Here is a 26405-nt window from a genome sequence, read left to right on the forward strand (position 1 = left end):
TAAAGGAAGGCCGACCACAATTTGCGCCGACCCCCTTTTTCCTATCAGTATCTTGCCGTTAACATTTTCTTTCTAGTGTAAAATTCCACGCCGTCTTTCCCATTGGCATGAAGGTCTCCATAAAACGAACTCTTATATCCGGAAAATGGAAAGAATGCCATTGGCGCAGGTACCCCAAGGTTAATACCAAGCATCCCTGCATCAATTTCTTCGCGAAATTCCCGAATGGCTTTTGCACTATCCGTATAGAGGCAGGCACCATTGGCAAATTCGGATTGATTGGTCAATTCAATTGCTTCTTCAAGGGTATTAACTCGTACTATGGATAAGACAGGAGCAAAAATTTCATCACTCCATATTTTCATGTTTGTTTTAACATGATCAAATAATGTCGGTCCAACGTAATAGCCTTTTTCCTGATCGCCTTCATTCCTGCCGTCACGAATGAGGACAGCTCCTTCTTTTTCCCCGATTTCAATATATTGTTCTGTTCTCTTTTTATGAGTATCACGGATTACTGGTCCCAGGAAAACGTCCTTATCCATTCCATTTCCAATCTTGATGTTATCCGCTGCAGCCTTTAATTTCTCAACGAGCGTATCTCCCACTTCACCTACAGCAACAACCACTGACGCAGCCATGCAGCGCTCGCCTGCAGATCCGAAAGCTGCATTCGTTATGTTCGTTACCGCATTATCCAAATCTGCATCAGGCATGACGATCGAATGATTTTTCGCTCCCGATAAAGCCTGGACACGTTTTTTATTGGCAGCTGCCGTTTTGTATACATACTCTGCGACAGGCTGGGATCCCACAAATGATACCGCTTTAATGTCTTCATGTTCCATAATCCCATTCACGACATCGTGGGCACCATGGACAATATTGACAACACCATCCGGAACACCAGCTTGTGTCAATAGTTCCACAAGACGGTTGGCTAACAGCGGTGTCCGTTCTGAAGGTTTTAATATAAACGTATTTCCACAAGCTATTGCCAGCGGGAACATCCAACATGGCACCATCATCGGGAAATTGAACGGCGTAATCCCGGCAACGACACCCATTGGATAACGATACATGCCAGATTCAATGCCTGGGGAAATATCAGGAAGCTGGCTGCCCATCATCAAGGTAGGCGCACCTGCTGCGAACTCCACGCATTCAATCCCTCGCTGAACCTCACCGTATGCTTCTGTATAGCTTTTTCCGTTTTCGATAGTGACCAGCTTTGCAAGCTCATCCCAGTGTTCTATCAATAATTGCTGGTAACGGAATAAGAAGCGAGCTCTTTTTGGAACGGCGACCTTTTTCCATTCTTTATACGCCTTTTTAGCAACCTGCACCGCTTGGTTTACATCTTCCTTTGTTGAAAGGGGTACGATTGCCAACGCTTCTCCTGTTGCCGGATTAGGCACTTGTTCATGTTTCGAAGTTGTGGAATCCACCCATTTGCCACCGATATAATTTTTCAACGTTTCTACATCATTGATAACTGTCATTTAATAAACCCTCCATTTCAACACGATTTCATAGTTTCATTATATTTTTCAAATCGACTTTTTACATTAGACGTTTTGTATAGTTTTTGATTCAATATTTGCACATATTGTTTGTTTTTGATTTTCCCATATTCATAATAATCTTGATCAGCAATTCAGGCTTTCACAACCGATGTATACTTCCTTATTACTTTCCCTTTAAACAGCTGACTTCAGCCATCACTTTATAATGGAATATAGCTTTAGGTCTTGATGCTTTCCCTTAACAAACATTCCTTTTCTTATGATTCCCTCAAAAGACATACCAGCCTTTTGCATGACTCGCTCTGAACCTGAATTTTCAACAAAGCACCGTGCTTGTATTCGAACTAGGTTCATATTTTCGAAGCCAAAGGCGATTATCTTTTGAGCTGCCTCCGTCATATATCCACTCCCCCAATATTCGGGTGCAAGCACATACCCAATTTCTGCACTATGATGATCAACCTGCCATGAAACAAAATCAATAGTACCAATCAACTTACCGCTTTCCTTGTGTTCTATGCCCCATGGAGCGATTTTCTTATCCTCATAATTTTGTAGGATAAATCGGATAAAATCTTTAGTATCACATAGGGAACGATGGGCTTCCCATGTGACGTAACGGGAAACTTCACTGTTGGATGCATAAGCGAACATGTCTTCGGCATCATTCATGGTGACTTTCCTCATGACCAAACGTTTTGATTCTATAGTAGGCAGCTGTCCATATATTTCTTTCACTTTCATGATTACACCCCATTCCATTGATTATTAGTATTATAGCAAGGTTGTTAAGCAATCGCTTTCCCAATTGAAATATTATCGAAACTTACGTATAATTCAGAAAAATGCACAGGAGGATAATTATGTCAAAAAGAAAACTCGTAATTAGCCAAAATTTGAATGAGCTCTTATTACAGAAGATCCAAGAATTGATCCCCGAGTGGACTGTTATCACTGGAAGATCTCCGGAAAATGGAGAGATCATATTGCCGATGCAGAAGTGATCGCAGGCTGGAAAGCGGAAATGTCTGTATCGATTGATGCAAGCGATGTTAAATGGATCCAGACATGGAGCGCCGGAGTGAATGCCTTACCCCTTGCAAATTTAGAACAAAAGAATGTTCAGATTACAACTGCAAACGGCGTTCATACGTATCCCATTTCAGAAACTATTTTTGCGTTAATGCTTGCCTTAACAAGAAAAGTAGATACATATATTAAGCAACAACAGACAAAGACCTGGCATCACGCACATATGAAGCAAGAAATTCATGAAAAGACCATCGGAATCATCGGTGTCGGAAAAATCGGAAAGGAAACCGCAAAAATTTCCAAGGCTTTTGGCATGACCGTATTGGGAATGCGCCATTCCGGTAAATCAGAAGAATTTGTCGATGAGATGTTCACACAAAAACAATTGAATGACCTTCTTCCTAGGTGTGATTATATTGTCGTGACATTACCTTTGACCCCAGAAACAAGGAATATGTTTGGCAAAAAGGAATTCAAGTTAATGAAGCACTCCGCTTTTTTCATTAATATAGGAAGGGGAAACCTCGTCATTCAAAACGAATTGATTCAAGCGCTTAAGGACAAAGATATTGCAGGTGCTGGTCTTGATGTGTTTGAAACGGAGCCCCTTCCTGAGAATAGCCCATTATGGGAGTTGAGCAATGTAATCATCACGCCGCACACATCCGGAAATACGGAATTTTACGACCAAAGGCTAATTCAGGATATTTTCATCCCGAATTTAAAGAACTATTTAAAAGGTAAAACACCTTCAACAAATTTACTTGATTACAAAAAAGGGTATTAAGAAATGTTCATGGTCTGTGTACATAAATAATCTTCCCTTGTAAGCTTGCAGATTCCGACATTATCTGTTATATTTAAAAAGAATTATTTTTGTTCGGGAAGATTGATAAGTGAAAAACTTTTCGTCTAATGATTGAGCAAGGGTAGTAACACAATGTGTGGATTCACACTAGGAGGCAACAACAATGGAACAAGGTAAAGTAAAATGGTTTAACGCAGAAAAAGGATTTGGCTTCATCGAACGCGAAAACGGAGACGATGTATTCGTACATTTCTCAGCTATCCAAAGCGAAGGATTCAAATCATTAGACGAAGGTCAAGAAGTTACTTTTGAAGTTGAGCAAGGTCAACGTGGACCCCAAGCTACTAACGTTCAAAAAGCGTAATTTTAAATACAATATATAACGGACCCTACTTGTAGGGTCTGTTTTTTTTGATTGAAAAAGCAATCATAAAAAAACCCTATTCACAGGGAATAGGGAACATGAAACAAGTTTAGTAAATGGTAAACCTAGTATAACACACTAAGAAAAGAAACCCTAATTTATCCGAAAAGTAAAAATTATCGCGCACTTCCGAAGCCCTGGATTTCGACCTCACCATTCATTCATTTCTTATCCGCTTCATATGTTCGATCCGTTCCCCATGGATAAAACGGAGGCATATCAGTGCTGCTTTTCATTTTGAAATCAGCTTTCCTTTTTTCGAGAAAAGCTTTGATCCCTTCTAATGCATCAGCTTGTTTTCCGGTCCAATGAATCATTTTCGATTCTATTTTGTGGGATTCAACAGGATGGTTTGCACCGAGCATTGACCACATTAACTGCCTGGATAACGTCACAGAGACGGAAGATGTATTTTCCGCAATGTCTGTCGCAATTTCCATTGCAGCAGACATCAATTCGTCTGGCTCGACGATCTTGTTTACCAACCTTCCCTCATATGCTTCACTGGCCGTAATCATCCTGCCGGTAAAAATCCATTCGGAAGCTTTTCCCATTCCGACAAGCCTAGGTAGGAACCAGCCGCTGCATGCCTCCATCGTTATCCCCCGCCTTGCAAATACAAAACCCATTTTTGCATCTGTTGAAGCAATTCTGATGTCCATGGGTAAAGTCATAGTTATCCCGATCCCGACTGCCGCTCCATTAATGGCCGCTATCATAGGTTTCTTCATCTCAAAAATCCGTAATGACAACATTCCCCCTGCATCGCGATATTCAACCAAAGGAGTGTGATCCATAAACGTTTCTGCACCTTTTTCCAAATCCATTCCGGCACAAAAAGCATCCCCAGCACCAGTTAATATGACGGCTCGTACGTCATCATTTTCATCCGCTTCATTAAAAGCGCGAATCATCTCCTCACACATCTTTTCATTGAAAGCATTCATTCTCTCAGGACGATTAAGGGTAACAATCATGATACGATCGACGATTTCACTAGTTATCGTGGAATACAATAACATTCCCTCCTTCTCTCACAAATTGAAACATTCAACGGAATTTAATTTTTACATATAATTACATATTATATGTTTTATTTTCAGATTCCTAGTTATTTATTTTGACATGCTGATTATTAATTTAAATCTGAAGGATAATCACTCTTTTCTAAAAATATTTTACTTAAATGTGTAAAAAAAGACCAGTCGCATATGCAACTGGTTTTTTTGTTTACCAATATAAATGACAAGCAACGAAATGCCCTGGTTTTTGTTCTTTCCATTCAGGTACAGCACTGGAGCATATCTCCATCGCTTTAGGGCAGCGAGTCCGGAATACACAACCGCTCGGCGGATTGATCGGACTTGGTACATCGCCTTTAAGTACGATTCTTTCCCGTTTAATAGTCGGGTCTGGTATCGGCACTGCGGATAGCAAGGCCTGTGTGTATGGGTGTAGCGGATCTTTCGTTAAAGAATCACTATCCGAAAGTTCCATCATTTTCCCAAGGTACATGACTAAAATGCGGTCTGAAATATACTTGACCATCGATAAATCATGCGCGATGAACAAATAAGTCAATCCCATTTCTTTTTGCAGCTCTTTTAATAAGTTGACCACTTGGGCCTGTATCGAAACATCCAAGGCAGAGATTGGTTCATCACAAACGATGAATTTAGGATTTAATGCCAACGCCCTTGCAATTCCAATACGCTGGCGTTGTCCACCACTGAATTCATGCGGAAAACGAGTGATATGTTCCGGACTTAAACCAACGAGCTTTAACAGGTCTTCCACCCGTTTTCTTCGCTCTTTACCTTTTGATATCCCATGAATGGCAAGTGGTTCCCCAATCAATTCCTCCACCTTCATCCTTGGGTTCAAGGATGCGTAGGGATCTTGGAAAATCATTTGTATTTCACGGCGGATATGTGACATTTCCCCGGGTTTGTAATCGAAAATATTTTTCCCCTGAAAGAGGACTTCTCCATTTGTCGGTTCATAAAGCCGAGTGATCGTACGACCTGCAGTCGACTTACCGCAACCGCTTTCCCCTACAAGACCGACAGTTTCCCCTGGGTAGATTTTGAGATCCAAACCATCTACCGCTTTCAGCGATTGAGAACCAATAGGAAAATGCTTCTTCAGATTCTTTATTTCAACAAGAGGAGAATTTTCGTTGTCTGTCTTTACTTTTACGGCCTTATTTTTCAGTGAAACCATTGGTTCTCCTCCTTTATACATTAGTAGGTTCTTGTACCTGTGCTGCCTTTGCCATTGGGTGGTTCAGCCAGCATGCGGCTGTCTGACCTTCTTCCACTACTTCCAGCTCTGGATCATGGTCTTTACACACTTTCATTGCTGACTCACATCTTGGATAAAATGGGCATCCTTTTGGCGGATCCAATAAATCCGGTGGTGATCCGATAATCGGAACCAATGGAGCCGTTTTTTCCATATCCAGCCTTGGCACCGTTTTAAGCAGACCTCTTGTATATGGATGCTGCGGGTTTGAAAATATAGCTTCTACCGTACCCGTTTCCACGACCTTGCCTGCATACATGACGACTACCCGTTCACAAGTTTCCGCAACCACACCTAAATCATGAGTGATCAAAATGATGGAAGTATCCATTCTTCGTTGGATATCTTTCATCAGTTCCAAAATTTGCGCTTGTATCGTTACATCCAATGCTGTTGTAGGTTCATCGGCAATCAGCAATTTCGGTTCACAAGCAAGGGCCATAGCTATCATCGCCCTTTGGCGCATCCCACCTGAAAACTCATGCGGATATTGCTGCATCCTTTTTTCCGGCTGAGGAATACCTACCAGTTTGAGCGTTTCCAACGCCCGTTCGTATGCATCATTTCGGGACATGTTTTTATTATGCTTTAAAATACCTTCCATGATCTGGCTGCCGATTTTCGTTGTCGGATTGAGCGAAGTCATCGGATCCTGGAAAATCATGCTGATTTCATTTCCGCGAATCTTCTGCATTTCCGTTTCACTCATTTTAAGAAGGTTTTTACCGCCAAAATTTATCGACCCTTTTCCATACTCTGCTGGAGGTGTTTCCAATAATCTCATGATAGATTTCGCTGTAACACTTTTGCCGCATCCGGACTCCCCAACAATGGCAACGGCTTCCCCTTTTTTCACTTCAAAGTTCACACCGCGAACCGCTTGCACTTTTCCTGCATAAGTATGGAAGGTGATTTGTAAATCGTTGACTTCTAAAAGATTCTCCATCATCGTCCCTCCTATTCTAGTAATTTCAAATCTTTATGTTAGATGTTAGGACTCATTTATTTCCTTAGTTTTGGATCTAGGGCATCCTGCAATCCGTCACCCGCCACATTGAACGCGAACATCGTTAAGGAAATCAATATTGCAGGGATTAAAAGTTGGTAGAAGTTCCCTACCAGAATGCTTCCCAGGGCATCACTTGTCAATGTTCCCCAACTTGCCTGAGGCGCCGGCACTCCCAACCCCAAAAAGCTAAGTGTAGCTTCGGCAAAAATAGCAGTGGGTACAGTCAATGTTAAATTGACAAGGATCGGCCCCATTGTATTTGGAATCATGTGTTTTCTTAAAGTCCAGCTCGTATTGGCTCCAGAGATTGTTGCAGCATGGATATATTCATTCTCTTTCAGCTGTAAAACCTGTCCCCGTACCAGTCGCGCCATTGGAATCCACCCCGTAATCGACATCGCAATGATGATCGGCAGAATACCAGGCTTTAATACGACCATCATCAAGATAACCATCAATAAGTATGGGATCGCATAGATTACCTCAGCAAACCGCATCATGATATTATCCGTGCGTCCACCGCGAATGGCTGAAATCCCGCCATAAAGGACCCCTATTAAAAAGTCGATCAGTGCTGCCATCAATCCAATGAACAAGGATATTCTCGCACCATACCAAGCTCGCGTAAATAGATCCCTTCCTGATGAATCCGTTCCAAACCAATGCTCGCTATTTGGGCTAAGATTCTTTTTCTCGAAATCTTGTCCATAATAAGTATATCCGTTAATATACGGACCAAAAATCGCCATCAAGACCAAGAGGATTATAAGAATGAATCCCGTCATCGCCAGCTTATTTTCTTTAAAACGACGCCAGACGTCAGACCAATATGAAACAGTAGGTCTGGCTATTTTTTCGGCTTCCTTAAAGTTGCCTTCAGCGGGTTGGAACATATCTTCGGTTAAATGCACTTTATCTGCCATTATTTCTTCTCCCCCGTCACTTTTATTCTAGGATCAATCAACGTATAGGCTATATCAACTATGAATATCAATAGGATAAGCACCGCACTATACACAATTGTGGAACCAAGAATGACCGGGTAGTCTCTGTTGGATATTCCCTTTACGAACATATCTCCCATGCCCGGAATACCAAAAATACGTTCAATGATGAAGCTTCCTGTCACGATATTAGCCGTAAGGATGCCCAGAATCGTGATAATCGGCAATAACGCATTCCGAATCGCATGTTTGATTATGACACCGCTCCGTTTCAATCCTTTGGCCTTCGCTGTCAAAATGTAATCCTGCCCCATTACTTCCAGCATGCTTGTCCGCATCAATCTCGCGATGAAAGCAAGCGGCATCATCGAAAGGGCAATGGATGGTAAAATGGTATGCTGCCATGTCGCCCATGTAGCAACAGGGAATATATTCCATTGAATCGCAAAATAATTGATTAAAATAGTCGCCAGGATAAAGTTAGGAACGGAAATCCCAACGATGGCAATGACCATTGATAAATAGTCGGGCCATTTATTTCTTTTCAGTGAAGCCACGACACCCAATATCAGCCCAAAGAAGATGGCAATCACCAGTGCTTGTGCCCCTAAGTGCAAGGACACAGGAAATCCCTTCAAAATATAATCATTCACGGAAATGGATGAGGATTTCAATGAAGGACCAAAATCAAATTGAACGACTTCCAATAAATAATTCCCATATTGGGTCAACAACGGCTTGTCCAACCCATAGTGGACTTGAAGGTTTTCATATACAGCAGGAGGCATGGCTCCTTCTTTCGCAAATGGATTTCCCGGAATCGTATGCATTATGATGAACGTTAATGTAATAACAGCCCATAAAGTAATAATCGCCCATTTAAAACGGTTTAATGTATATCTCAACATGGTAATCACCCCAATCATCGATTTTCTAAGAAGTTGAAAACGGAAATGAATTCATGAAATATTCAAATTCGCAATTGAAAAATGGGGTATGTCCTTAATCGGACATACCTCCCATTTCACTTTTATCCTTCCCTTACTTTTTATCCGCGTAAATAAAGTTCGGATATGCGTTAATTGGAGCAAAAACTCCAGTAACATTCGATTTAACCATATATGGTTTTGTATAGAAGTAAATCGGAAGGATCGGCATTTCTTCGATAAGAACTTCTTCTGCTTTATGTAAAGCAGCCATGCGTTCTTTTGGATCCATTGTGGATTTTGCCTGTTTTAATAAACCATCATATTCTTTGTTAGACCAATTTGCATCATTATAGGCACCGTCCGTTTCCCAAAGCATGAAAGTCATTGGGTCAACATAGTCACCAACCCATCCTGCACGGGAAATTTCAAAGTCGCCAGCTTTTTCACGATCAAGCTTAACCTGGAATTCTGCATTTTCAAGTGTCACTTCAACACCCAGGTTATCGCGCCACATTCCTTGAACAGCTTCAGCAATTTTCTTATGAGTATCTAAAGTGTTATACAAAATTGAAAACTCAGGTAATTCTTTCATGCCTTCTTCAGCAAGACCTTCTTTTAACAATTTCTTGGCTTCGGCAAAGTTTTCTTCAAATAGGTTACCTGTATTTTCCTGGAAATCTCCAGTTGCATCAGGAATGCCCGGCGGGATTACTCCATAGGCAGGCTTTTGACCGCCTTGAGCAACATTTTCGGTAATTTTTTTACGTTCGATAGCCATCGAAAGCGCTTTCCTAACTTTTGCATTGTTGAAAGGTTTTACTTCCGTATTAAAGTTGTAATAGTAAACGGCAAGTTCTGCGCCATTTTTGAATTCTTTGTCTCCTGAATTAACCAATTGACCTTGGACGTCCACTGGCAGCGGATAAGCGATATCCAATTCGCCACTCTGATACATTTGCCATGCTGTATTTTCATCTTCAATTAGAGCAAAGTTAACCGCGTCCAATTTGATTTTATCTTTATCGTAGTAATTTTCATTCTTTTCGATTTTCAGGCTTTCTTTATGTTTCCACTCCGTTAATTTGAACGGACCGTTCGATACGTGTGTTTTTGCATCCAAAGCCCATTTTGGATTTTCTTCCTGTACCTTTTTATTGATTGGATAGAAAGTATAGAAAGAAGTCAAGTCAAGGAAATATGGTGTAGGCTGTTCCAAAGTAACCACCAGCGTATGTTCGTCTGTCGCTTTTACGCCCACGTCCTCTTCCTTCCCTTTCTTACTGTTGTATGCTTCCCCGCCTTTAAGGTAATAAAGTTGGTAAGCATAATCAGCAGCTGTTTCCGGTTTCAAAGCATATTTCCAAGCATATTCGAAGTCATTGGCTGTAAGCGGATCTCCATTTGACCATTTCAAACCATCTTTCAATTTGAATGTCCAAGTCAATCCATCTTCACTGATTTCCCATGATTCTGCAGAACCAGGTACGATTTTGCCTTCTTCCGTTTTCTTTGTCAGTCCCTCGAACGTGTGTTCAAGGATCCATGATTCATGAGTTCCTTGAGCATTGGCAGGGTGAAGCGAACCAGGTTCACTTGAATTGTTTACGTTTAATACTTTTGATCCGGATGAGTCACCCGAGCCGCCTTCTTTTTCATTCGAAGTTTCCTTCGAACCGCCGTTGCATGCCGCAAGCATTAGCATGATGGCCATAAGAATAGCAAGCACTGAAAATTTAGACTTTTTCAAAAAATATTCCCCCTCATCTTTGATCTTTCTTAGAATATTCCCATTTAAGAGATTATCCTTCTAACACCTATTAATCTTCCGCATAGTACATATAATGTCAGCGAGGAAAGTTAGAAGCATTCATTGCAGGAATTCACCCAAAACAATTAGCGAACCGTTTGCATAAATCTGAATTTCTACCTAAAAAAAGCAATTAATGCAGTTTACTAGTTAAAAGTCACCTTCATTTCAACCTCGCTAAGGATACTATACCTCGAATTAAAGATGTTGAATTTTAAGTATATTACGAATAAATCAAAAAATCAATAAACCGATGAGTACTTTTTCACAATATAGTAATTAATTGCTAATCAATTAGATCTAGATGCTAGGTAAAAAGAAATGATCACTCATTTTATGTAAAAAGGACTTCCGACTTCCAGTGATTTTTCCAAACACTTCTATATCACTATTCATATAGGTTCTCTCGTCTATTTATTTCTAAATATTCTAATAATTCATGTCAGGTTGGTTACTAAGACAACTATCCTAGAAACCATCCCTGTTTCAATTATATATTTTAGTAGGATAATGCATTACCTCAATAAAATATAGAGTTCTATTTAATCAACTGCCGAATAATGGATATTAACTATATAGGAATAGAGATATTCCGGTTTCTCATCTTTTTGAACGCGTCAAATCCAATGAAAAATGACCCTTCCTCATTTATGATTAAATAAATATAATGACACGAAAAGCAAACAAATTCCGGCCACCTTTTTGGCATCCAATGGGATGCGTATCCCTCCAAATAAACCGAAATGGTCAATGACTGCCCCAATTAATATCTGGCCTGCTATAACCCCGACCAAAGCCGGTGCCACACCAATCTGAGGGACGACCAATACTATCACAATGACATAAATAGCCCCTAACAGTCCACCGATCAATTGCCATTTAGGTACAGACGCGACAGCGGAAATATTTCCATTCCCCGCAAACAAAACAATAAATAATAAAGCAAGTGTCCCGATTCCAAACGAAATGAAAGAAGCTTCAATAACCCCCACTTTTTTCCCTAACCCACCATTGATTTGTCCTTGTATGGCTATGGTGATTCCGCCCAGGACCGCAAGCAACGGAAATAATATCTTCACTATGATTTTCTCCTTTTTATGTCCATCCGGACGATTAATGAATTCGCATATCATTTTAACATGAAAATTATGTATATTGTCCTTTACTGATATAAAATCATCTGCAAATAAAAAAACTGGCACTATCCGCCAGCTGCAATGTTATATACCAAACTACAATCTATATGATCCCTGAACACTTTGATGTCGTAACTGGCAATACTCTGTACTCAACAAGGAAAATACCAGCGCATCATGCGACTGTTCGCGAAGAAATAGATAACTTCGGAGACTGCCTTCCTCTTTGAATCCAAATTTCTTCAAAAGGTTTCTGGATGGAATATTATCCTTGAAAGTTAAAGCTGCGATTCTGTTCAGTCTCAATTCTTCAAAGCAATAGCGCAATACTTCGTTGACAGCTTCCGACGTAAAATGATTCCTCCAATATTCAGGATGGATTTCATATCCTATTTCGGTGCGTTTGTTCGCAAGGCTCAATTGATGCAGGCCAACAGTACCGATGAATTTGCCTGAATCCTTTAAAATGACTCCCCACCGCATCCCACGTTTGTTTATATAAGCACTTTTAAACGAGTCGATTAAGCGGCGGGCATCTTCAACTAAAGTTAAACTTTCTATCCCATCATATTTGGTCACTTCATCTTTAGAGAGAATTTCAAACAGACTCTCAGCATGATGGTGGCCTATTTCGACTAAACGCAGCCTTTCAGTCTCCAATTCCTTAAACCACATCGAAGAATCCCCCCGGTATATTCAGCTGTCTACTCTATTCTATTTATGAAGTAGAGATACCTGTCTTAATTTATAATACTTTTTGAAAAATTCCTTTCCTTATGATAAAATGCCGAGTCCTCATTTCCTCCTTTTGTAATCAAATCCTGATGATTTGGGAAAGGATGACACTGTAAACCGTCCCTACTCCCGCCATAACCTAATAAGAAATAGAATTAGGATGGTTCGGATACATTCCTATTGTCGGTAAACCATCATGGGTCTCACCAAAAAAAGCTCCCCAATAATAATCAGCACAGACCCGATTTTCTAATTCTGGAGACAAATTGACAGGCTGCTTCTATAATTCAAAATCATTGAATCCCTTTTATCTAGATTACCAGTTAATTCATCAAGACCGCCTATGTTAATTTGATTCTCAGGAGTTTTTCTTGCATATAAATAAGGCCGTGCCGTTTCAGAGAATCATCATATTATCATGCCATTTAGCTTCATCGCCCATTTGATTCGTTGCGATGGCATATGAACTGAGAATCACTGCATTTTTATCCTCCACTTCTTCTTGGGCTTCTTACCCAGTTGCGAAGATGACCGCCTGTGCATGTACCGTATGACCGGTTTCGGTAAATAGCTGGGTTTGATTCTCTTTTAATATCTTTCCATTGATTTTCGTATTTGTATAGATACGTACGCCTTTCAAAACAGCCTTTTCAATCAATAAGTGTGCATGTTTATAAGGATTGATTTCAGCAACATTACCTGTAACCCGCGCTCCTGCTTTTGGAAACGAAAGTTTCCGGTTAATATTCAGTATATTATTCAACAGGGAAATTGCGGGATTTTAGATTACTATATTCTTCTTTAAGCTTAGAAACATCCTTCTTATTGGATGCATAGTATAAGCTTTTTCTAATTTTTTAAAATCAAATTTGGAACAACCTCGTTCTAAAAGTGTCCGAATGGCGTCCAAACAAAGCTGAACATGCCGTGTCCCAGCTTCTTCTCCAAAACTATGAATGAGGGAAGTTAATGTTTTATCATTTGAATACTGTAAAAGTCCAGTATTCGCAACCGTACTCCCTTCACTTATATCCCGTTTATCGATCAGGACGACATTCAGGCCAGTCTCTTCCAAAAAATAGGCACAGTGTGCCCCCGATGAACCACTCCCTACTACAAACATCACATGAAAGATCCTCTTCCAACATTGGATATTTTTTAGCTTCAAATGTATCTTTCCAAAACACTTCCCCAGCCTTTAAATCCATACAGCTCCACCCTTGAGATAATTTATTATTCCCATCATTTTTAGTTTCATATAACTATATCGTTTTGATGTACTTATTATTTACCCTGACAAACATGGCCCGCAAACGTAAAATGATTCTTTTTTTTCAGTGAATCCTCCTTCCAATTTATCAAAAAGCCCTATGATTTTGAGTTACCATATAAACTGCCAAGTTATATGGACCCGTATAGTATATGTTCTCCTACGATACCTTTTTCCTATTCAGATAAAAAATGAGAATGAGCTAATTTTACACAAAACTATTTTTATAGGATACTATACTTCCAATCCAGATATTCTACTAGGAGGAATCAAAATGAAGAAAATCATCCTTTTATCAGCACTGACGCTATCCCTTTTATCTCCAAAAGTTGCCTTGGGAGCCAATACTTACGAGGTGGCAAAAGGAGATACCTTAACGAAAATCGCTTCTGAATATGATGTCAGCATTGACGAACTACTTAAATTGAACTCCGCTATAAACGATGCAAATCAAATTCGAATTGGACAAACCATAAATCTTCCCGCATCCAATACCACGGTTAATCGCGAAGAAAGTCAATCTGTTGAACAACAGGTCCTTAGTTTAGTGAACGAAGAACGGGCAAAATCGGGCCTTCCTTCACTTAAAATGGATGCAGCCGTATCCAACGTAGCAATTCTAAAATCTGAGGATATGCGGGATAATAATTATTTCAATCATACAAGCCCCAGTTATGGATCGCCTTTCGAAATGATGAAATCCTTTGGGGTCAGTTACAATTACGCAGGGGAAAATATCGCAGCAGGTCAACCTAGTGCGGATGCCGTCATGAAATCATGGATGAACAGCCCCGGACATAAGGCCAATATCCTTAACAAGAACTATACGCATATTGGAATAGGGCATGTAACAGGAGGGAAATACGCCCACTATTGGACCCAGCATTTCATTGGAAATTAAAAACGTTAGAGACGGCAAATTGCCGCCTCTGATGAACCTCATTAGATTGAAGAAATTTGCGACACTCCTGCCGGATAACTGCCTAGCCGAGACACCATAGACGCTTGCGTCAAGGAGGCCTGGCAGACAGTCGGCGGAAAGGGAGTGGATTTCTGAAACCACTGCAACTTTTTTAAAATAAAAAACTTTAGACTAGCTTCATTTTCATCCAATTTGTCTAAAGTCTGAGAGGCGGCAGATTGCCGCCTCTTTTTATTCATTCTTATATTCCAAGTCTAATGATTGCTATTATCCGTGATTATATACCTTCCTCACTTTATATCGAAAAGACGTCATTTTAGTTTGATCGCTTCAATAAGAAAACGTTCTTGATTATTACTTAGTTGGATGGAACCCAAGGAATACACGTAAAGTAGTTATATCATACTATCTTTCAATAATCTTACTGATAAAAATTAAATTATGTTAAAATAGAATTCTAGACATAGGTACAAAGGGGCAATTGGATGAAAATAGAGGTTGGCTCTGTTATCAACGAATTACGAATAAAACAAAATCTTACAAGAGAAGAACTGGCTAAGGATATATGTGAACCTAATGCCCTGTCAGATTATGAAAGAAGCATCACTTCTCCAACCATTGATGAATTGGCACTTTTTGCGGATAAACTTAAAGTTGACCTGCCGTATTTCTTCACTACCAAAAATGAACCGATTTATAATTACATAGAAATCATTAAACTTTTGATTAACAAATACAAACGGACACGCAATTATGAAGCAATTTATGAAATCGTCCAAAAAGAAATGGCAACTGCACCGGAAAAATCGATATCATTTTATCAATTCTTAAAATGGCATGAAGGTATCTCTTTTTTTTATTTGTACAATGACAAACAAAAGGCTATAGAATTATTGAATGAGGCCATTCAGATTACCATGGGTAAACGGGTCATACTTCATCAACAGGAAATAGAAGTTTTAAATAGTATCGGGATCATCCATTTTAAAACGAAGAATTATGAAGAGGCCATCACCATCTTCAATGAAGCACTGGAATTTATCGAGAATATTCCCCATGTGAATCAAGAAGGTACCATTATCGTGAAGATCATTCATGGATTAGCACAAACATTGACTGAACTTCATTTTTATCAGGAATCATTAAATTATACTCTTAAAGGAATCAACATCTGTAATTCGATAGAATCATTATATTTATATGCGGAACTCCATCTCTTAACTGGTAGGAATCTGGTACAACTGCAACAACCTGAAGAAGGACTGCACTATATAAAGCAATCGAAGAACATTTTCAGTCTTCAAAAAAACGAAGAATTCGTACAAATTGCCGAACAAGAATTGGAAAGCATTATGCACTGCATATGAACATGAAAGATAGAAATTCCTTTAAAAAAGGAATCTCTATCTTTTTTTAGTGTCGTTAGTTCACCCTTACCTTCAATCAATTTCAAATCATTAAAACGATCATTATACTTTCAATAGCCATTCTATGTCAGCTATAATAGAAGAATGTAACCCAACTGGAGGAAAAAAAATTGTCTAATAGATTAGGTTTAGTGCTTGACGTAGAAACAACGGGTTTACGTCCCTCTTCAGATGAAATTATCGAGCTTGCCCTTATACTATTTACATACAGCAGTGAAACAGGGGAAATCATTAATTTTATCGATCAAGAATCATTTTTAAGGGAGCCTCTCTCATATGGAGCAAGAAGGAATTATGATCAAGCATACAGAATTCACGGAATTCCATACAGCGCCGTAGAAGGAAAAAGTTTTCACGATGAAAAAATTAAATCCTTCATTGCCCGTACCGATTCGATTTTCGCACATAATGCATCTTTCGATAGAAGTTTTCTCTACCAAATGTATCCGGAAATCAATGATCAAAAGTGGTTCTGTACGATGCGGAATGTACCTTGGAAGCAATATGGATTTGAGAATAGTAAACTCTTAACATTACTGCAGGCACATAATATCACCAATTTTCAAACACACAGGGCTATGGACGATATATCTTACCTAATGGAACTTATGAGAAAACCAGGACCTTCTGGCCTTCCTTATTTAAAGGAAGTCATTGCAAAAAATCCAATGAAAAAATATGCCCCTGCTTCTCAAAAGACAAGAGTATAGCCGTTTAAATAATTACTTATTGTTCATGGTGCACCAATGTTTTGTCACATACAAACCGCTGCCCATTCCATGGAACAGGAATGCATATCTTTATGATGGTTATAATTTTTGAGGCACTTTTATTTTCCTGCATTTCACTTATTACCTGATATTTTAAAAAAACAGCGACCCGTCTGGGTCGCTGTTTTTTTGATCATTATACAGTTGCTTCTTCCTGTTTTTCATTTATTGCGCCGTTCATTTTCTTATACCGAATAATAAAGTAAAGAAGTGATAATATTAATGCTGCGACGAGGAATATGGCCAATATGGCAAGATTATGCCACATGAAGCTATAATCTCCTGTCGAGATGACAGCACGAAAAGCATTAATGGAATAAGTCATCGGTAGGAACGGTGTGAATCCTTGCAAGAAGCCAGGAACTAATTCATTTGGGAATGTTCCGCCACTGCTGGTCAGTTGAAGAATCAAAATCAATAATGCTATGAACCGGCCTGGATTGTCAAAGGCTGAACCCAGGAACTGAATGATTGCCATGAATGTGCAGCTAGCAAGAATGCTTACTGCAAAAAACAGCGGCAGGCTCGTAACATTGATTCCAAGACCTAAAATTAAAATCGAGTCCACCAATATGGCTTGACAGATTCCTATGAGTGCCATGACGCTGTATTTACTAATAAACCAGCTAAATCCACTCGCAGGTTTAACAGCAGGATCTCTTAACGGGAAAATGATCGTCAGAACGATAGCCCCGATAAATAAACTTAATGAAATTAAATATGGTGCAAAACTAGTGCCATAGTTCGGTACATTATTAATTGGTAATTTATCCACTTTAACTGGGCTTGCAAACATGTCATATATTTCTTCATTGGATTTTATCTTGCCTGCTTCGTTTGCCCCATCATTCAATTCGTCATGTAATTCTGCAGATCCATCTGAAAGTTTGGCGATTCCATCTTGTAACTTGATGGCTCCATTCGCCAGTTCTCCCATGCCGCTAGTAAGGCTGGATGAACCTTCCTTCAACTTATCCGTTCCTGTAACCAGACCTTTCGAACCTTCGGAAATCTGTGAGGTACCACTTGATAATTGCTTGGAGCCATCTTCAAGCTGATCAAGCCCGCTTACCAAGTTATTGCTGCCTTCTGTTAATTGTCCAAGGCCACTCTGCGCTGAATCTATACTATCGCCAAATGTTGTCAAACCAGACACCAATTGACCTTGTCCATTTTTCAGTTCATTCGCCCCGTTGGCGAGTTTATCCTGAGCTTGCTTCAATTGCGTGAAACCGCCGCTTAACGCACTTGTGCCTTCACCTAACTGATTTGCCCCATCACTAAGGCTATTTGAGCCTTTAGCAATTTCGGTTGCACTTGCCGATAGTTTCCCTACTCCTTCAGATACCCCTTTACTACCTTCACTGATGCGGGTTAGAGAAGAAATCACTCCCTCCAAACGCTCTTTCTCTGCAGGATCATCCGTAGCTTCAGATTGTTGTTTCAACCCTGAAATAACCTCATCCAAACCTACGGAAACTTCAGCTGCCCCCGCTTTTGCTTCGTTCGATGCTGCGCTCCATTCAGACAATGAACCTGAAAGCTGAGCGGCACCAGAAGCTACACCATTTGCCCCTTCAGTCAAAGCGGGCAGCTTTTCTTCTATTTGATTGAAGCCCTCTAATGACTGCTGCAATCCAGAGGCCAATTCACCAGTTCCCGCTTCGGATTTCTTTGCTCCTTGCAAAAGCTCGGATTGGCCATCTTTCATTTGCTCAACACCAGAGCTGAACTGTTGTAACCCTTGATTAAGTTCCTTTGATCCTGCAGCTGCAGAACCGACCCCATTTGAAAAGGTCATTGATTTTTCAGCTAATTTTTCGAGGTTTTCATGGATTTCGACAGAACCTGAATGCAGGGAATCAATTCCTTCATCCACTTTTTTGGAACCTTCTTTAGCTGAGATAATCCCTTCACCAAGTTCACTGGAGCCGTTTTTCACTGTATCCGTTCCGTCTTTCAATTCTCCAGCTCCATCACTGGCACTTTTGAGTCCGTCAGCCACTTCGTTCAAATTGTCGAACATTGACTCAGCATAGGTTTTCGTAACGGCTGACGAAACCTCCCCTTTAATTCTCTCCGAAGCTGCGTCACCTATTTTAGTCGATATATAGTTGAACCCTTCATTGGATGTATAAATTAAGTCAAGTTTTTTCGGATTGTCCTCCTGTAGGGTCGTTGCATTCTTCGAAAAGTTTTTCGGAATTTCTATTTTCATGTAATAATCTTGATTTTCCAGTCCTTCATTAGCTTCTTCTTGACTGACGAAATGCCAATCGAAATCCTTCTTTTCCTTTAACTCCTTGACTAAATCTTTTCCTATTGTGAGTTCCTTTTCATTGAACTCCGCACCCTCATCCAAATTGACAATGGCTACAGGCAATTGGTCCACCTTACCATATGGATCCCAAAATGCCCACAGGAACGTGCCGCTATATAATAAAGGTATCAGTATGATCCCTATTATGGAAATGAGTATCATAGGATGTTTTATTATCGCTGAAAATTCACCCTTTAAAGATTTTAACACGCCTACCAAGCCCTCCTATACGACGAATATGCCGCTTATTTAATCTATCTCGGTGAGAACGGATTGAAGAATACAATTAAGTCTATTGCTTTTGCAATAAATATTTAACATTCTTCATCTTCACCTAAATACATATTACTTTTTAAACAATCAATAATTTATGACCAAATTGTTCATTTAGTCATTATCACGAAAATAATATAACATTTATCCTTCTTTTTATCAATATTTTTTCACAGTCTTACATCCTATATTTACTGTTTTTAACGTTAAAACCTATTTAGATTGCCTTTTAAGCTGATTAAGACTTTATCATGAATTAGCTCTGATATTACATGAAAAAAAGGGTATCCATAATGGATACCCTTTTTTTTAGCTATATTAGCATAACTAAATGAAGCGCTTTCATATCATTTTGATATAATTCCTTTTAATTTTTCCGCCTGCCCGGTCAGTTTCTTCAAAGACTCCTGATATTCTTTTTCTAATTGTTTTATGATGCCTGCAGCGGTATCTATTTTTTTAATCGCACCTACACCATGACCTGCTGACCAAATATCACGCCACGCTTTAGATTCAGATGATTTGGACATGCTGTCAAAATCGACTTTTTCTTTTTTGGCCAATTGTTCTGGGTCCAATCCTTCCTTCCTGATGCTCGGTTTAAGCATATTACAATTAACGCCTGAAAATGCATCAGTCAAAATGATGTCATCATGGTCAGAATCGACAAGCATTTCACGATATTCATCATTTGCCCTGCTCTCTTTCGCCACGATAAAACGAGTACCCATATAAGCAAGATCCGCTCCTGCCGCCTGAGCTGCCAAGATACTGTGACCAGTACTGATGGATCCGGCAAGCAAAATGATTCCGTCCCAGAATGTCCTTACGCTGTCCACGAAAGCAAAGCTATTTATCTCACCAGCATGACCGCCTGCTCCCGCTGCAACCAAGATCAATCCGTCCACACCTGAATCCGCAGCTTTTTTTGCAAAATCCACAGAGCTGACATCCGAAAAGACCAACCCGCCATAGCTATGTACGACATCCACCACATGTTTTGGTGAACCTAATGATGTAATGACGATGGGAGGCTGATGTTTTTTGACCAATTCCAACTCTTCTTCAAGCCGGCTATATGTACGGTGAACAACCATATTCATTGCCCATGGAGCTATCTTTGAGCCTGGTTCCTTATCCTTTGCTGCAATCAATGTGTCATTTATATCACCCATCCATTGATCCAGGACCTCTATCGGCCGCGCATTCGGTGCTGGAAAAGAGCCGATCACCCCATTCAAACAGCATTCTTTCACTAACTCAGGACCGGATATTAAAAACATAGGTGCTGAGATAACTGGTAAAGATAATTGATTCCACCACTGTTCAGGCAAACTACTAGTCATCCTTAAACCTCCCGTAATTAATATATTACCAAAATATAACACTACTAGATTATCATACTTCTAAAAGACACAATTTTCAAGAAATTAATTCAGCAGCTAAAATTTAATTGTCATGCAGCTCCATTTCAAAAAAACTGTATATGGAATACGTCCCATATACAGTGTCGATTCAATTTGAAAGCACCCATTTACGAATGGCCTTAGCCACACCATCTTCTTCATTTGTCGCTGTAATCCAATCTGCTTTTTCTTTCACAATTTCCTGGGCGTTTCCCATTGCCACACCCACTTTTGCTTCGGAAATCATCGCAAGGTCATTAAGGCTGTCACCCACTGCCATAACATTATCCATGGTAATATCGAGCAATGAACATACGAGCTTTATCGCTTTCGCTTTATTGACGCCCATGGCATTCACTTCAATATTCGTCGGGCTTGAATTGCTTATTTCAAAGGTTCCTTTTGATACCAGTTCATCCATGATGATTTGGCGGATGTTTTCATCATTTGTATCAAAACCGAATTTAAGCCATTGCGAATCATGGATTTTTTCAGGCATTTCAGCCCTGTAAATATTATCGCAGCTAATTGCCCAAAAATGTGTACCATGTTTTTGGCTTAATTCCCACATCCATTGTATGGATTCACTATCGACGATATTCCTTTCCACCAGTTTTCCTTGATTATCGTAAATTTCGCTTCCGTTTACTGTAATGAGGTATGATTGAAGTTCCATTGACTTTGCAAAATCACTGCATGTCGCATAGGATCTTCCTGTGCTCAATACCACAAAAACCCCTTGATTTTCGGCTTCTTTTATCGCTCTCCGATTTTCGTCAGATATCTCTCCAGCCTTATTGAGAAGCGTTCCATCCATATCAAGTGCAACTAGCTTAATATCTTGTTTCTCCATTCTTATTCACCCTTCCATAATCCTTCTTTATGTAACTAAGTCCATGATAGCTTATAATGCATACCCAAGGAAAGTACGTGATGAATTAAACAGGCATTAACATCAGTGTCATGATTTTATAATCAAACAAATATCCTCATCATGACACTTAGCATTCTGCCATTATTTCTACTCCCTGTCTTTTTTCATTTCATTCAATTCTTTTTTTATCTGACCTTCCCATTTTGGGACACCATCATTTTCATCAAATTCTATAATGACATCCGTTACCCCTCTTTCCTTGAAAATCTGATTAAACAGCCGATCTTTTATGTCGTCCGCCTGTTCGATTGAAATATGGGGATCAAGTTCAACTTCAAGTTCAACATGAAAATCTTCCCCTTCTTTTATTACGGCCAGTTTCTGTATATCCCTTACATCTGGATCATCCATGACCATCGTTCCGATTTTTTGCCGCATTTCAATATCGGCTTCCCCAAGAGCACCTGCAGCATTGTCAAGAAAAACCCTTCCAACAACATAGAACATTCCGAGACCGATCATGACGGAAGCAACTCCTTCCGCTTGGATGAAAGGTGTGAAGTTTGCTAATAAAATGGCAATTATCGCGAGTACTCCGCCACCGGTCGCTACCATATCTTCCATGAATACTAATTTCGTCGCCGGTTTTGCCCTTTTTAAACCAGAGAAGCTCTTGAATATGACGGCTGCTCCTTTAGCTTCGATTCCAGTCTCATGTACCACTTCTTTCATCGCTTTAAATAATACATATGATTCCAGCACAACCGCTAACGAAAGGACGGACAAGTTAATAAGGATACCAGTTGATTCTGCAGGATGCAAAATGTGATGGAACCCTTCTTTAATCGTTTCATAGGACATGATCCCGACAACCAATACTGCCCCTAGTAATACAAGGTTAACCAAACGTCCAAAACCATCTGGGAATCGATCAGTTGGTGACTTTTTACTAAGTGCGGAACCAATGAAGACGAAAAACTGATTCGCAGCATCGCCCAAAGTATGTAAAGTTTCAGCAAACATAGCGACATTCCCCGTCATGAAATAGGCAATCCCCTTTAGCACAGCGATGATACTATTCACACAGGCAGCAATGAACGCCGATTTATTACCTTGTTTCAATAACCGAAATAATTCTTTCATCTAAAAATCCCCCCTAATCTTTTTATTAATTCATTATCATAATGTATTATCCCCAACACTGGAAAATATGAAACCACAAAACTCAAACCCCAACCTATACGATTGGAGAATGGTTATAAGTTGTATCTCCCACAAACGAATATATTCCAGGAGTGGACGCATCTATTCTAATAAGTTCACAATGAAAAGCATTCATTTCTTTAGAAGACTGAATACTGCAACAAAAAAAGGAGTAAGCTGCGGCTTACTCCATATCATCCAATAACTTCAAGCGTTATCCTTCCTTTTTCACTAACTTAGATGGATTATTCACTTTATAGCGTATTTCTTTATTGTATTTTTTGTCGACCACTTTTCCATCAAATTCGATTGCGTCTCCTTCTTCGAGCTCAGCTTTTTTTAATGTCTTGCTATATCCACACCAAGCATCGCCAATAGTCAATTCAGGCTCCGTTGTCACTTTGACATTCTCCAAGAGTATGACTTCATCTTCTTCTCCAGTGAAATGGTTCATCTTCGCAGTGAACTCCTTGACAGTCGCGGTGAAATGCACTTTCTCCGCAGGCAAGTCCAACTTAGGTTTTGCTGTCGTCTTTTTAGTTTTGGTTTTTGCTTTTTTGGGTTCTTCATTTAGCTGATCGGAGTTTTCCGTAATTGGTGCTTCCATCACCTGATCAGTATCATTTGAATCTGCGGATGTTTTGGAAACCGGTCCACTCAACAATTCTTTTCCGAAACTGGAGCTTTGCATTTCCTTTAAATAAGAAGGGTGAATGCAGCTAAGCTTACCATTTTCAAATTCAACGACTATAGTGTCAAGACCATTTCCATATTGTTCATAACCTGCCAATTTGACTTTTGCTTGAAAACTGCCGCTTTTATATAATAGTTCCCTTTTAACCGAACGGGCAGTGAATAATTTCCATTCCAATCCTTTAGCGATATAGTCCGTATCATCTAAAAAAGGGACATACTCTCCTTTTGGTGCAATATAATGAATCAAATCTTCAGCTGGAGTTTCAGCCACAGTCACCACTCCTAATCTTTTCTATAGATTATATTCTAGCAAAGGATTTCAAAGTTGCAAATGAATGAGTATCATAATTGTTCAGAGGGGATGGCAGTCACGGTTACAATCAAGCTTAAATGCCCCCATAAAAGGAAGCAGAAAAAAGCTGCCCACTAAGAGCAGCCTTTTTGTTTGAATAGTCAATCATTTCTTTCTATAATCGGACAAAAACGACTACATCCCTTGCCCTTACTTAACATGAATTTTTTTTAGGTTTCCTTCTTGTTCAGGAGTAATTACGTTTTTCTTATGATAAAACAAAAAGTATGACCCAATAACTAGAATCGTGAGAAGGGTTGTAAGAAAGAATTGCAATCTCATGGAATCAATAAACGCCTGAGCAACGAATATAATAAATAATACGGCAATGGTCGCGTAGGTTAAATAAGGGAAAAGCCACATTTTCACTTTGAGTGTCCCCGGATTTTCTTTTTCCGTCTTTTTCCGTAAATATAGATGAGAAAAGGCGATAAAGATATACATGATCATCGTGACTCCTCCAGAGCTGTTTGCGAGAAAAGCAAACAATTTATCTGGAGAAACAAATTTAAAAGTCGTGAACACATAAGCAAAGAAAACACTTGCCATTAACGCCCAAATCGGGATTCCCCGCTTATTCACTTGGGAAAGGATTTTCGGTGCATCACCTTTTTTTGATAAAGAATATAACATACGAGAGCTTGTATATAGTCCTGAATTCAAAACAGAAAGCAATGAAGTGAAGATTACGATATTCATGATTTGACCCGCTGCCGGCAGGCCTGCCATGTCAAATACGCTTGCATAGGGGGTTTTCAGTAAATCTTCTGCCCCTTGGGGAATTACGAGAACCAACACGGTCACTGAACCAACAAAGAAAAGAAGGAGACGCCATACAACACTGTTTATGGCTCTAATAATATTTTTTTCAGGGTTTTCAGACTCTCCTGCAGCAATGGCAGCTACCTCACTTCCCGATAAAGAGAAAGTAATGAATATCACACTAAGAAGGACAGGCAGAAAACCTTTTGGTAAAAATCCTCCATCTCCAGTAATGTTTGAAAGGCCTGGTGAATCAAATCCCGGAACAAATCCAAATATCATGGCGGCACCCAGGATGAGGAATATTACAATGGCAGCCACTTTCATGAAAGCTAACCAGTATTCAAATTCCCCATAAGCTTTGACTGAATAGATATTCGTAATCATCATTAATATAGGGAAAGATAGACTGGCAGCCCACATAGGTATACCAGGAAACCAATCATGAATCATAGTACCTAATAACGTAGTTTCAATGGCAATGATGATTACCCAGTTGAACCAGTATAACCAGCCGATCGTGTAACCGGCCCAAGGACCGAATGCTTGATGTGCATATGTTGAAAAGGATCCACTATCAGGATTTACCACAGCCATTTCACCCAGCATACGCATAATAAGCACAATCATCAATCCTGCGATTATATAAGATAAAATAGCACCAGGTCCTGCTGAATCAATTATTGTTCCGCTTCCGATAAATAGTCCTGCCCCAATTACCCCGCCAATAGATATCATTGTGACGTGCCTGGTCTTGAGACCATGTTTCAATTCATTTGTTTGAAGTGCCACTATTGTCACCATCCTTTAAAACTGTCAATTTACCGTTTTGTAAGCAGTAAACCACTACTCAAGGGTAACCTAGTAGAAATCTTTCATTCAAAAACAATGTTTACAGTCCTATCCCCGTTTCATTAATAGTTTTAATTAGGCCAAATTCACAATCGTTATATGTATATTGCACAGCGTATATTCTATTAACCGTAATGCTTTTCTATTTATACTCCCTCTTTACTACATCAGCCCCTCAACTAAATACACGGAAAGTACAATGACCTTGTTGATTTTCATTTTCGCTTTTTGTTGAGTGAAGTCCTTTTATGTAAAAATATAGTTACCCAGCTCTATTCTTTCTTTACCTCACTATTCTTTTTTAAAGCACCCTCTCTCACTAAAATTTTATACATATATAATAAAAGCAATATCCATGCCAAAAAAAGGATAGTTATTTTATTAGGGTTTAACGCTTTTATGAATCCAAAACGATTCATTATTGAATCATAAATATATTTATTGATTCATATACTAATTATTGACCCTTTTTGATTCGCAATCGAATTAAAAAATGACAATTTAACTGTTTTCTTTTTTCATTTCGACAAATATACATACTAAAAAATAACAGAGATAAAAAGAAGATGCTAAAAACCAAATTATGATTTCTTGGCATCTTCCATATATTTATTTTCAGTGAGA

The 26405-nt window shown here is 39.4% G+C and carries 22 protein-coding genes and 1 pseudogene; 5 read left to right on the forward strand and 18 right to left on the reverse strand.

The annotated features are described in order from the left end of the window. Positions 1–44 precede the first annotated feature (44 nt). Positions 45–1502, reverse strand: a complete 1458-nt coding sequence (locus tag ACIQYG_RS09475; RefSeq protein WP_402837395.1) for a CoA-acylating methylmalonate-semialdehyde dehydrogenase — start codon at positions 1500–1502, stop codon at positions 45–47. Positions 1503–1721: 219 nt separating this feature from the next. Beyond that, a complete protein-coding gene (locus tag ACIQYG_RS09480; RefSeq protein ID WP_402837397.1) occupies positions 1722–2270 on the reverse strand; it encodes a GNAT family N-acetyltransferase in 549 nt (182 codons plus the stop codon). Between the two features lie 119 nt (positions 2271–2389). Here ACIQYG_RS09480 and ACIQYG_RS09485 point away from each other — a divergent pair. Both ACIQYG_RS09485 and ACIQYG_RS09490 read left to right on the forward strand, forming a co-directional pair. Then, positions 2390–3345, forward strand: a pseudogene (locus tag ACIQYG_RS09485) (D-2-hydroxyacid dehydrogenase). 184 nt (positions 3346–3529) lie between these two features. Further along, positions 3530–3730 carry a cold-shock protein gene (locus ACIQYG_RS09490; protein ID WP_029714163.1) on the forward strand — a complete coding sequence of 67 codons (201 nt, stop codon included), beginning with the start codon at positions 3530–3532 and terminating at the stop codon, positions 3728–3730. A gap of 221 nt (positions 3731–3951) precedes the next feature. On the opposite strand, the gene ACIQYG_RS09495 is transcribed toward ACIQYG_RS09490, so the two are convergent. The 10 genes from ACIQYG_RS09495 to ACIQYG_RS09540 all read right to left on the reverse strand — a co-directional run bounded on the left by ACIQYG_RS09495 (position 3952) and on the right by ACIQYG_RS09540 (position 13777). After that, positions 3952–4806, reverse strand: a complete 855-nt coding sequence (locus ACIQYG_RS09495) for a crotonase/enoyl-CoA hydratase family protein (protein WP_402837399.1) — start codon at positions 4804–4806, stop codon at positions 3952–3954. 214 nt (positions 4807–5020) lie between these two features. Then, positions 5021–6013 (reverse strand): ABC transporter ATP-binding protein, encoded by a 993-nt coding sequence (locus tag ACIQYG_RS09500; RefSeq protein ID WP_402837401.1) that lies wholly within the window; start codon positions 6011–6013, stop codon positions 5021–5023. A 13-nt stretch (positions 6014–6026) separates the two neighbouring features. After that, entirely contained in the window at positions 6027–7040 is a 1014-nt protein-coding gene (locus tag ACIQYG_RS09505) for an ABC transporter ATP-binding protein (RefSeq protein WP_402837891.1), read from the reverse strand. Between the two features lie 56 nt (positions 7041–7096). Next, on the reverse strand, positions 7097–8026 hold the full coding sequence (locus ACIQYG_RS09510; RefSeq protein ID WP_076369602.1) for an ABC transporter permease: 930 nt from the start codon (positions 8024–8026) through the stop codon (positions 7097–7099). Next, positions 8026–8955: an ABC transporter permease gene (locus tag ACIQYG_RS09515; protein WP_402837404.1), complete on the reverse strand. Its 930-nt coding sequence runs from the start codon at positions 8953–8955 to the stop codon at positions 8026–8028. The genes ACIQYG_RS09510 and ACIQYG_RS09515 overlap by 1 nt, the downstream gene beginning before the upstream one ends. Before the next feature lie 133 nt (positions 8956–9088). Continuing rightward, positions 9089–10723, reverse strand: a complete 1635-nt coding sequence (locus tag ACIQYG_RS09520; protein ID WP_402837406.1) for a peptide ABC transporter substrate-binding protein — start codon at positions 10721–10723, stop codon at positions 9089–9091. 704 nt (positions 10724–11427) lie between these two features. Next, complete coding sequence (locus tag ACIQYG_RS09525) at positions 11428–11862, reverse strand: DMT family transporter (RefSeq protein WP_402837408.1); 435 nt, start codon at positions 11860–11862, stop codon at positions 11428–11430. 153 nt (positions 11863–12015) lie between these two features. Beyond that, positions 12016–12594 carry a GNAT family N-acetyltransferase gene (locus tag ACIQYG_RS09530; protein WP_402837410.1) on the reverse strand — a complete coding sequence of 193 codons (579 nt, stop codon included), beginning with the start codon at positions 12592–12594 and terminating at the stop codon, positions 12016–12018. 571 nt (positions 12595–13165) lie between these two features. Further along, positions 13166–13417, reverse strand: a complete 252-nt coding sequence (locus tag ACIQYG_RS09535; RefSeq protein ID WP_402837412.1) for an NAD(P)/FAD-dependent oxidoreductase — start codon at positions 13415–13417, stop codon at positions 13166–13168. A gap of 18 nt (positions 13418–13435) precedes the next feature. Then, positions 13436–13777 carry an FAD-dependent oxidoreductase gene (locus ACIQYG_RS09540; RefSeq protein ID WP_402837893.1) on the reverse strand — a complete coding sequence of 114 codons (342 nt, stop codon included), beginning with the start codon at positions 13775–13777 and terminating at the stop codon, positions 13436–13438. Positions 13778–14198: 421 nt separating this feature from the next. Between ACIQYG_RS09540 and ACIQYG_RS09545 the strand changes: the two genes are divergently transcribed. The 3 genes from ACIQYG_RS09545 (at position 14199) to ACIQYG_RS09555 (ending at position 16983) form a co-directional block, all read left to right on the forward strand. After that, positions 14199–14825: a CAP domain-containing protein gene (locus ACIQYG_RS09545; protein ID WP_402837414.1), complete on the forward strand. Its 627-nt coding sequence runs from the start codon at positions 14199–14201 to the stop codon at positions 14823–14825. Between the two features lie 506 nt (positions 14826–15331). Continuing rightward, the gene (locus ACIQYG_RS09550; RefSeq protein WP_402837416.1) at positions 15332–16213 is read left to right on the forward strand and encodes a helix-turn-helix domain-containing protein; all 882 of its coding nucleotides are present in this window, start codon (positions 15332–15334) and stop codon (positions 16211–16213) included. Positions 16214–16383: 170 nt separating this feature from the next. After that, positions 16384–16983 carry an exonuclease domain-containing protein gene (locus tag ACIQYG_RS09555; protein WP_402837418.1) on the forward strand — a complete coding sequence of 200 codons (600 nt, stop codon included), beginning with the start codon at positions 16384–16386 and terminating at the stop codon, positions 16981–16983. A gap of 196 nt (positions 16984–17179) precedes the next feature. Here ACIQYG_RS09555 and ACIQYG_RS09560 read toward each other — a convergent pair whose 3' ends face one another. From ACIQYG_RS09560 to ACIQYG_RS09585, 6 genes are all read right to left on the reverse strand, one after another. Next, positions 17180–19573: a YhgE/Pip family protein gene (locus ACIQYG_RS09560; protein ID WP_402837420.1), complete on the reverse strand. Its 2394-nt coding sequence runs from the start codon at positions 19571–19573 to the stop codon at positions 17180–17182. A 410-nt stretch (positions 19574–19983) separates the two neighbouring features. After that, a complete protein-coding gene (locus ACIQYG_RS09565; RefSeq protein ID WP_402837422.1) occupies positions 19984–20982 on the reverse strand; it encodes an NAD(P)H-dependent flavin oxidoreductase in 999 nt (332 codons plus the stop codon). Between the two features lie 169 nt (positions 20983–21151). Continuing rightward, the gene (locus ACIQYG_RS09570; RefSeq protein WP_402837424.1) at positions 21152–21895 is read right to left on the reverse strand and encodes a Cof-type HAD-IIB family hydrolase; all 744 of its coding nucleotides are present in this window, start codon (positions 21893–21895) and stop codon (positions 21152–21154) included. Between the two features lie 168 nt (positions 21896–22063). Next, entirely contained in the window at positions 22064–23059 is a 996-nt protein-coding gene (locus ACIQYG_RS09575) for a cation diffusion facilitator family transporter (protein WP_402837426.1), read from the reverse strand. A 274-nt stretch (positions 23060–23333) separates the two neighbouring features. Beyond that, entirely contained in the window at positions 23334–24086 is a 753-nt protein-coding gene (locus ACIQYG_RS09580) for a hypothetical protein (protein ID WP_402837428.1), read from the reverse strand. 231 nt (positions 24087–24317) lie between these two features. After that, a complete protein-coding gene (locus tag ACIQYG_RS09585; protein ID WP_402837895.1) occupies positions 24318–25730 on the reverse strand; it encodes an amino acid permease in 1413 nt (470 codons plus the stop codon). Positions 25731–26405 lie beyond the last annotated feature (675 nt).

This window comes from Peribacillus sp. NPDC096622, from assembly GCF_044762665.1.
Classification (GTDB): domain Bacteria; phylum Bacillota; class Bacilli; order Bacillales; family DSM-1321; genus Peribacillus; species Peribacillus frigoritolerans_B.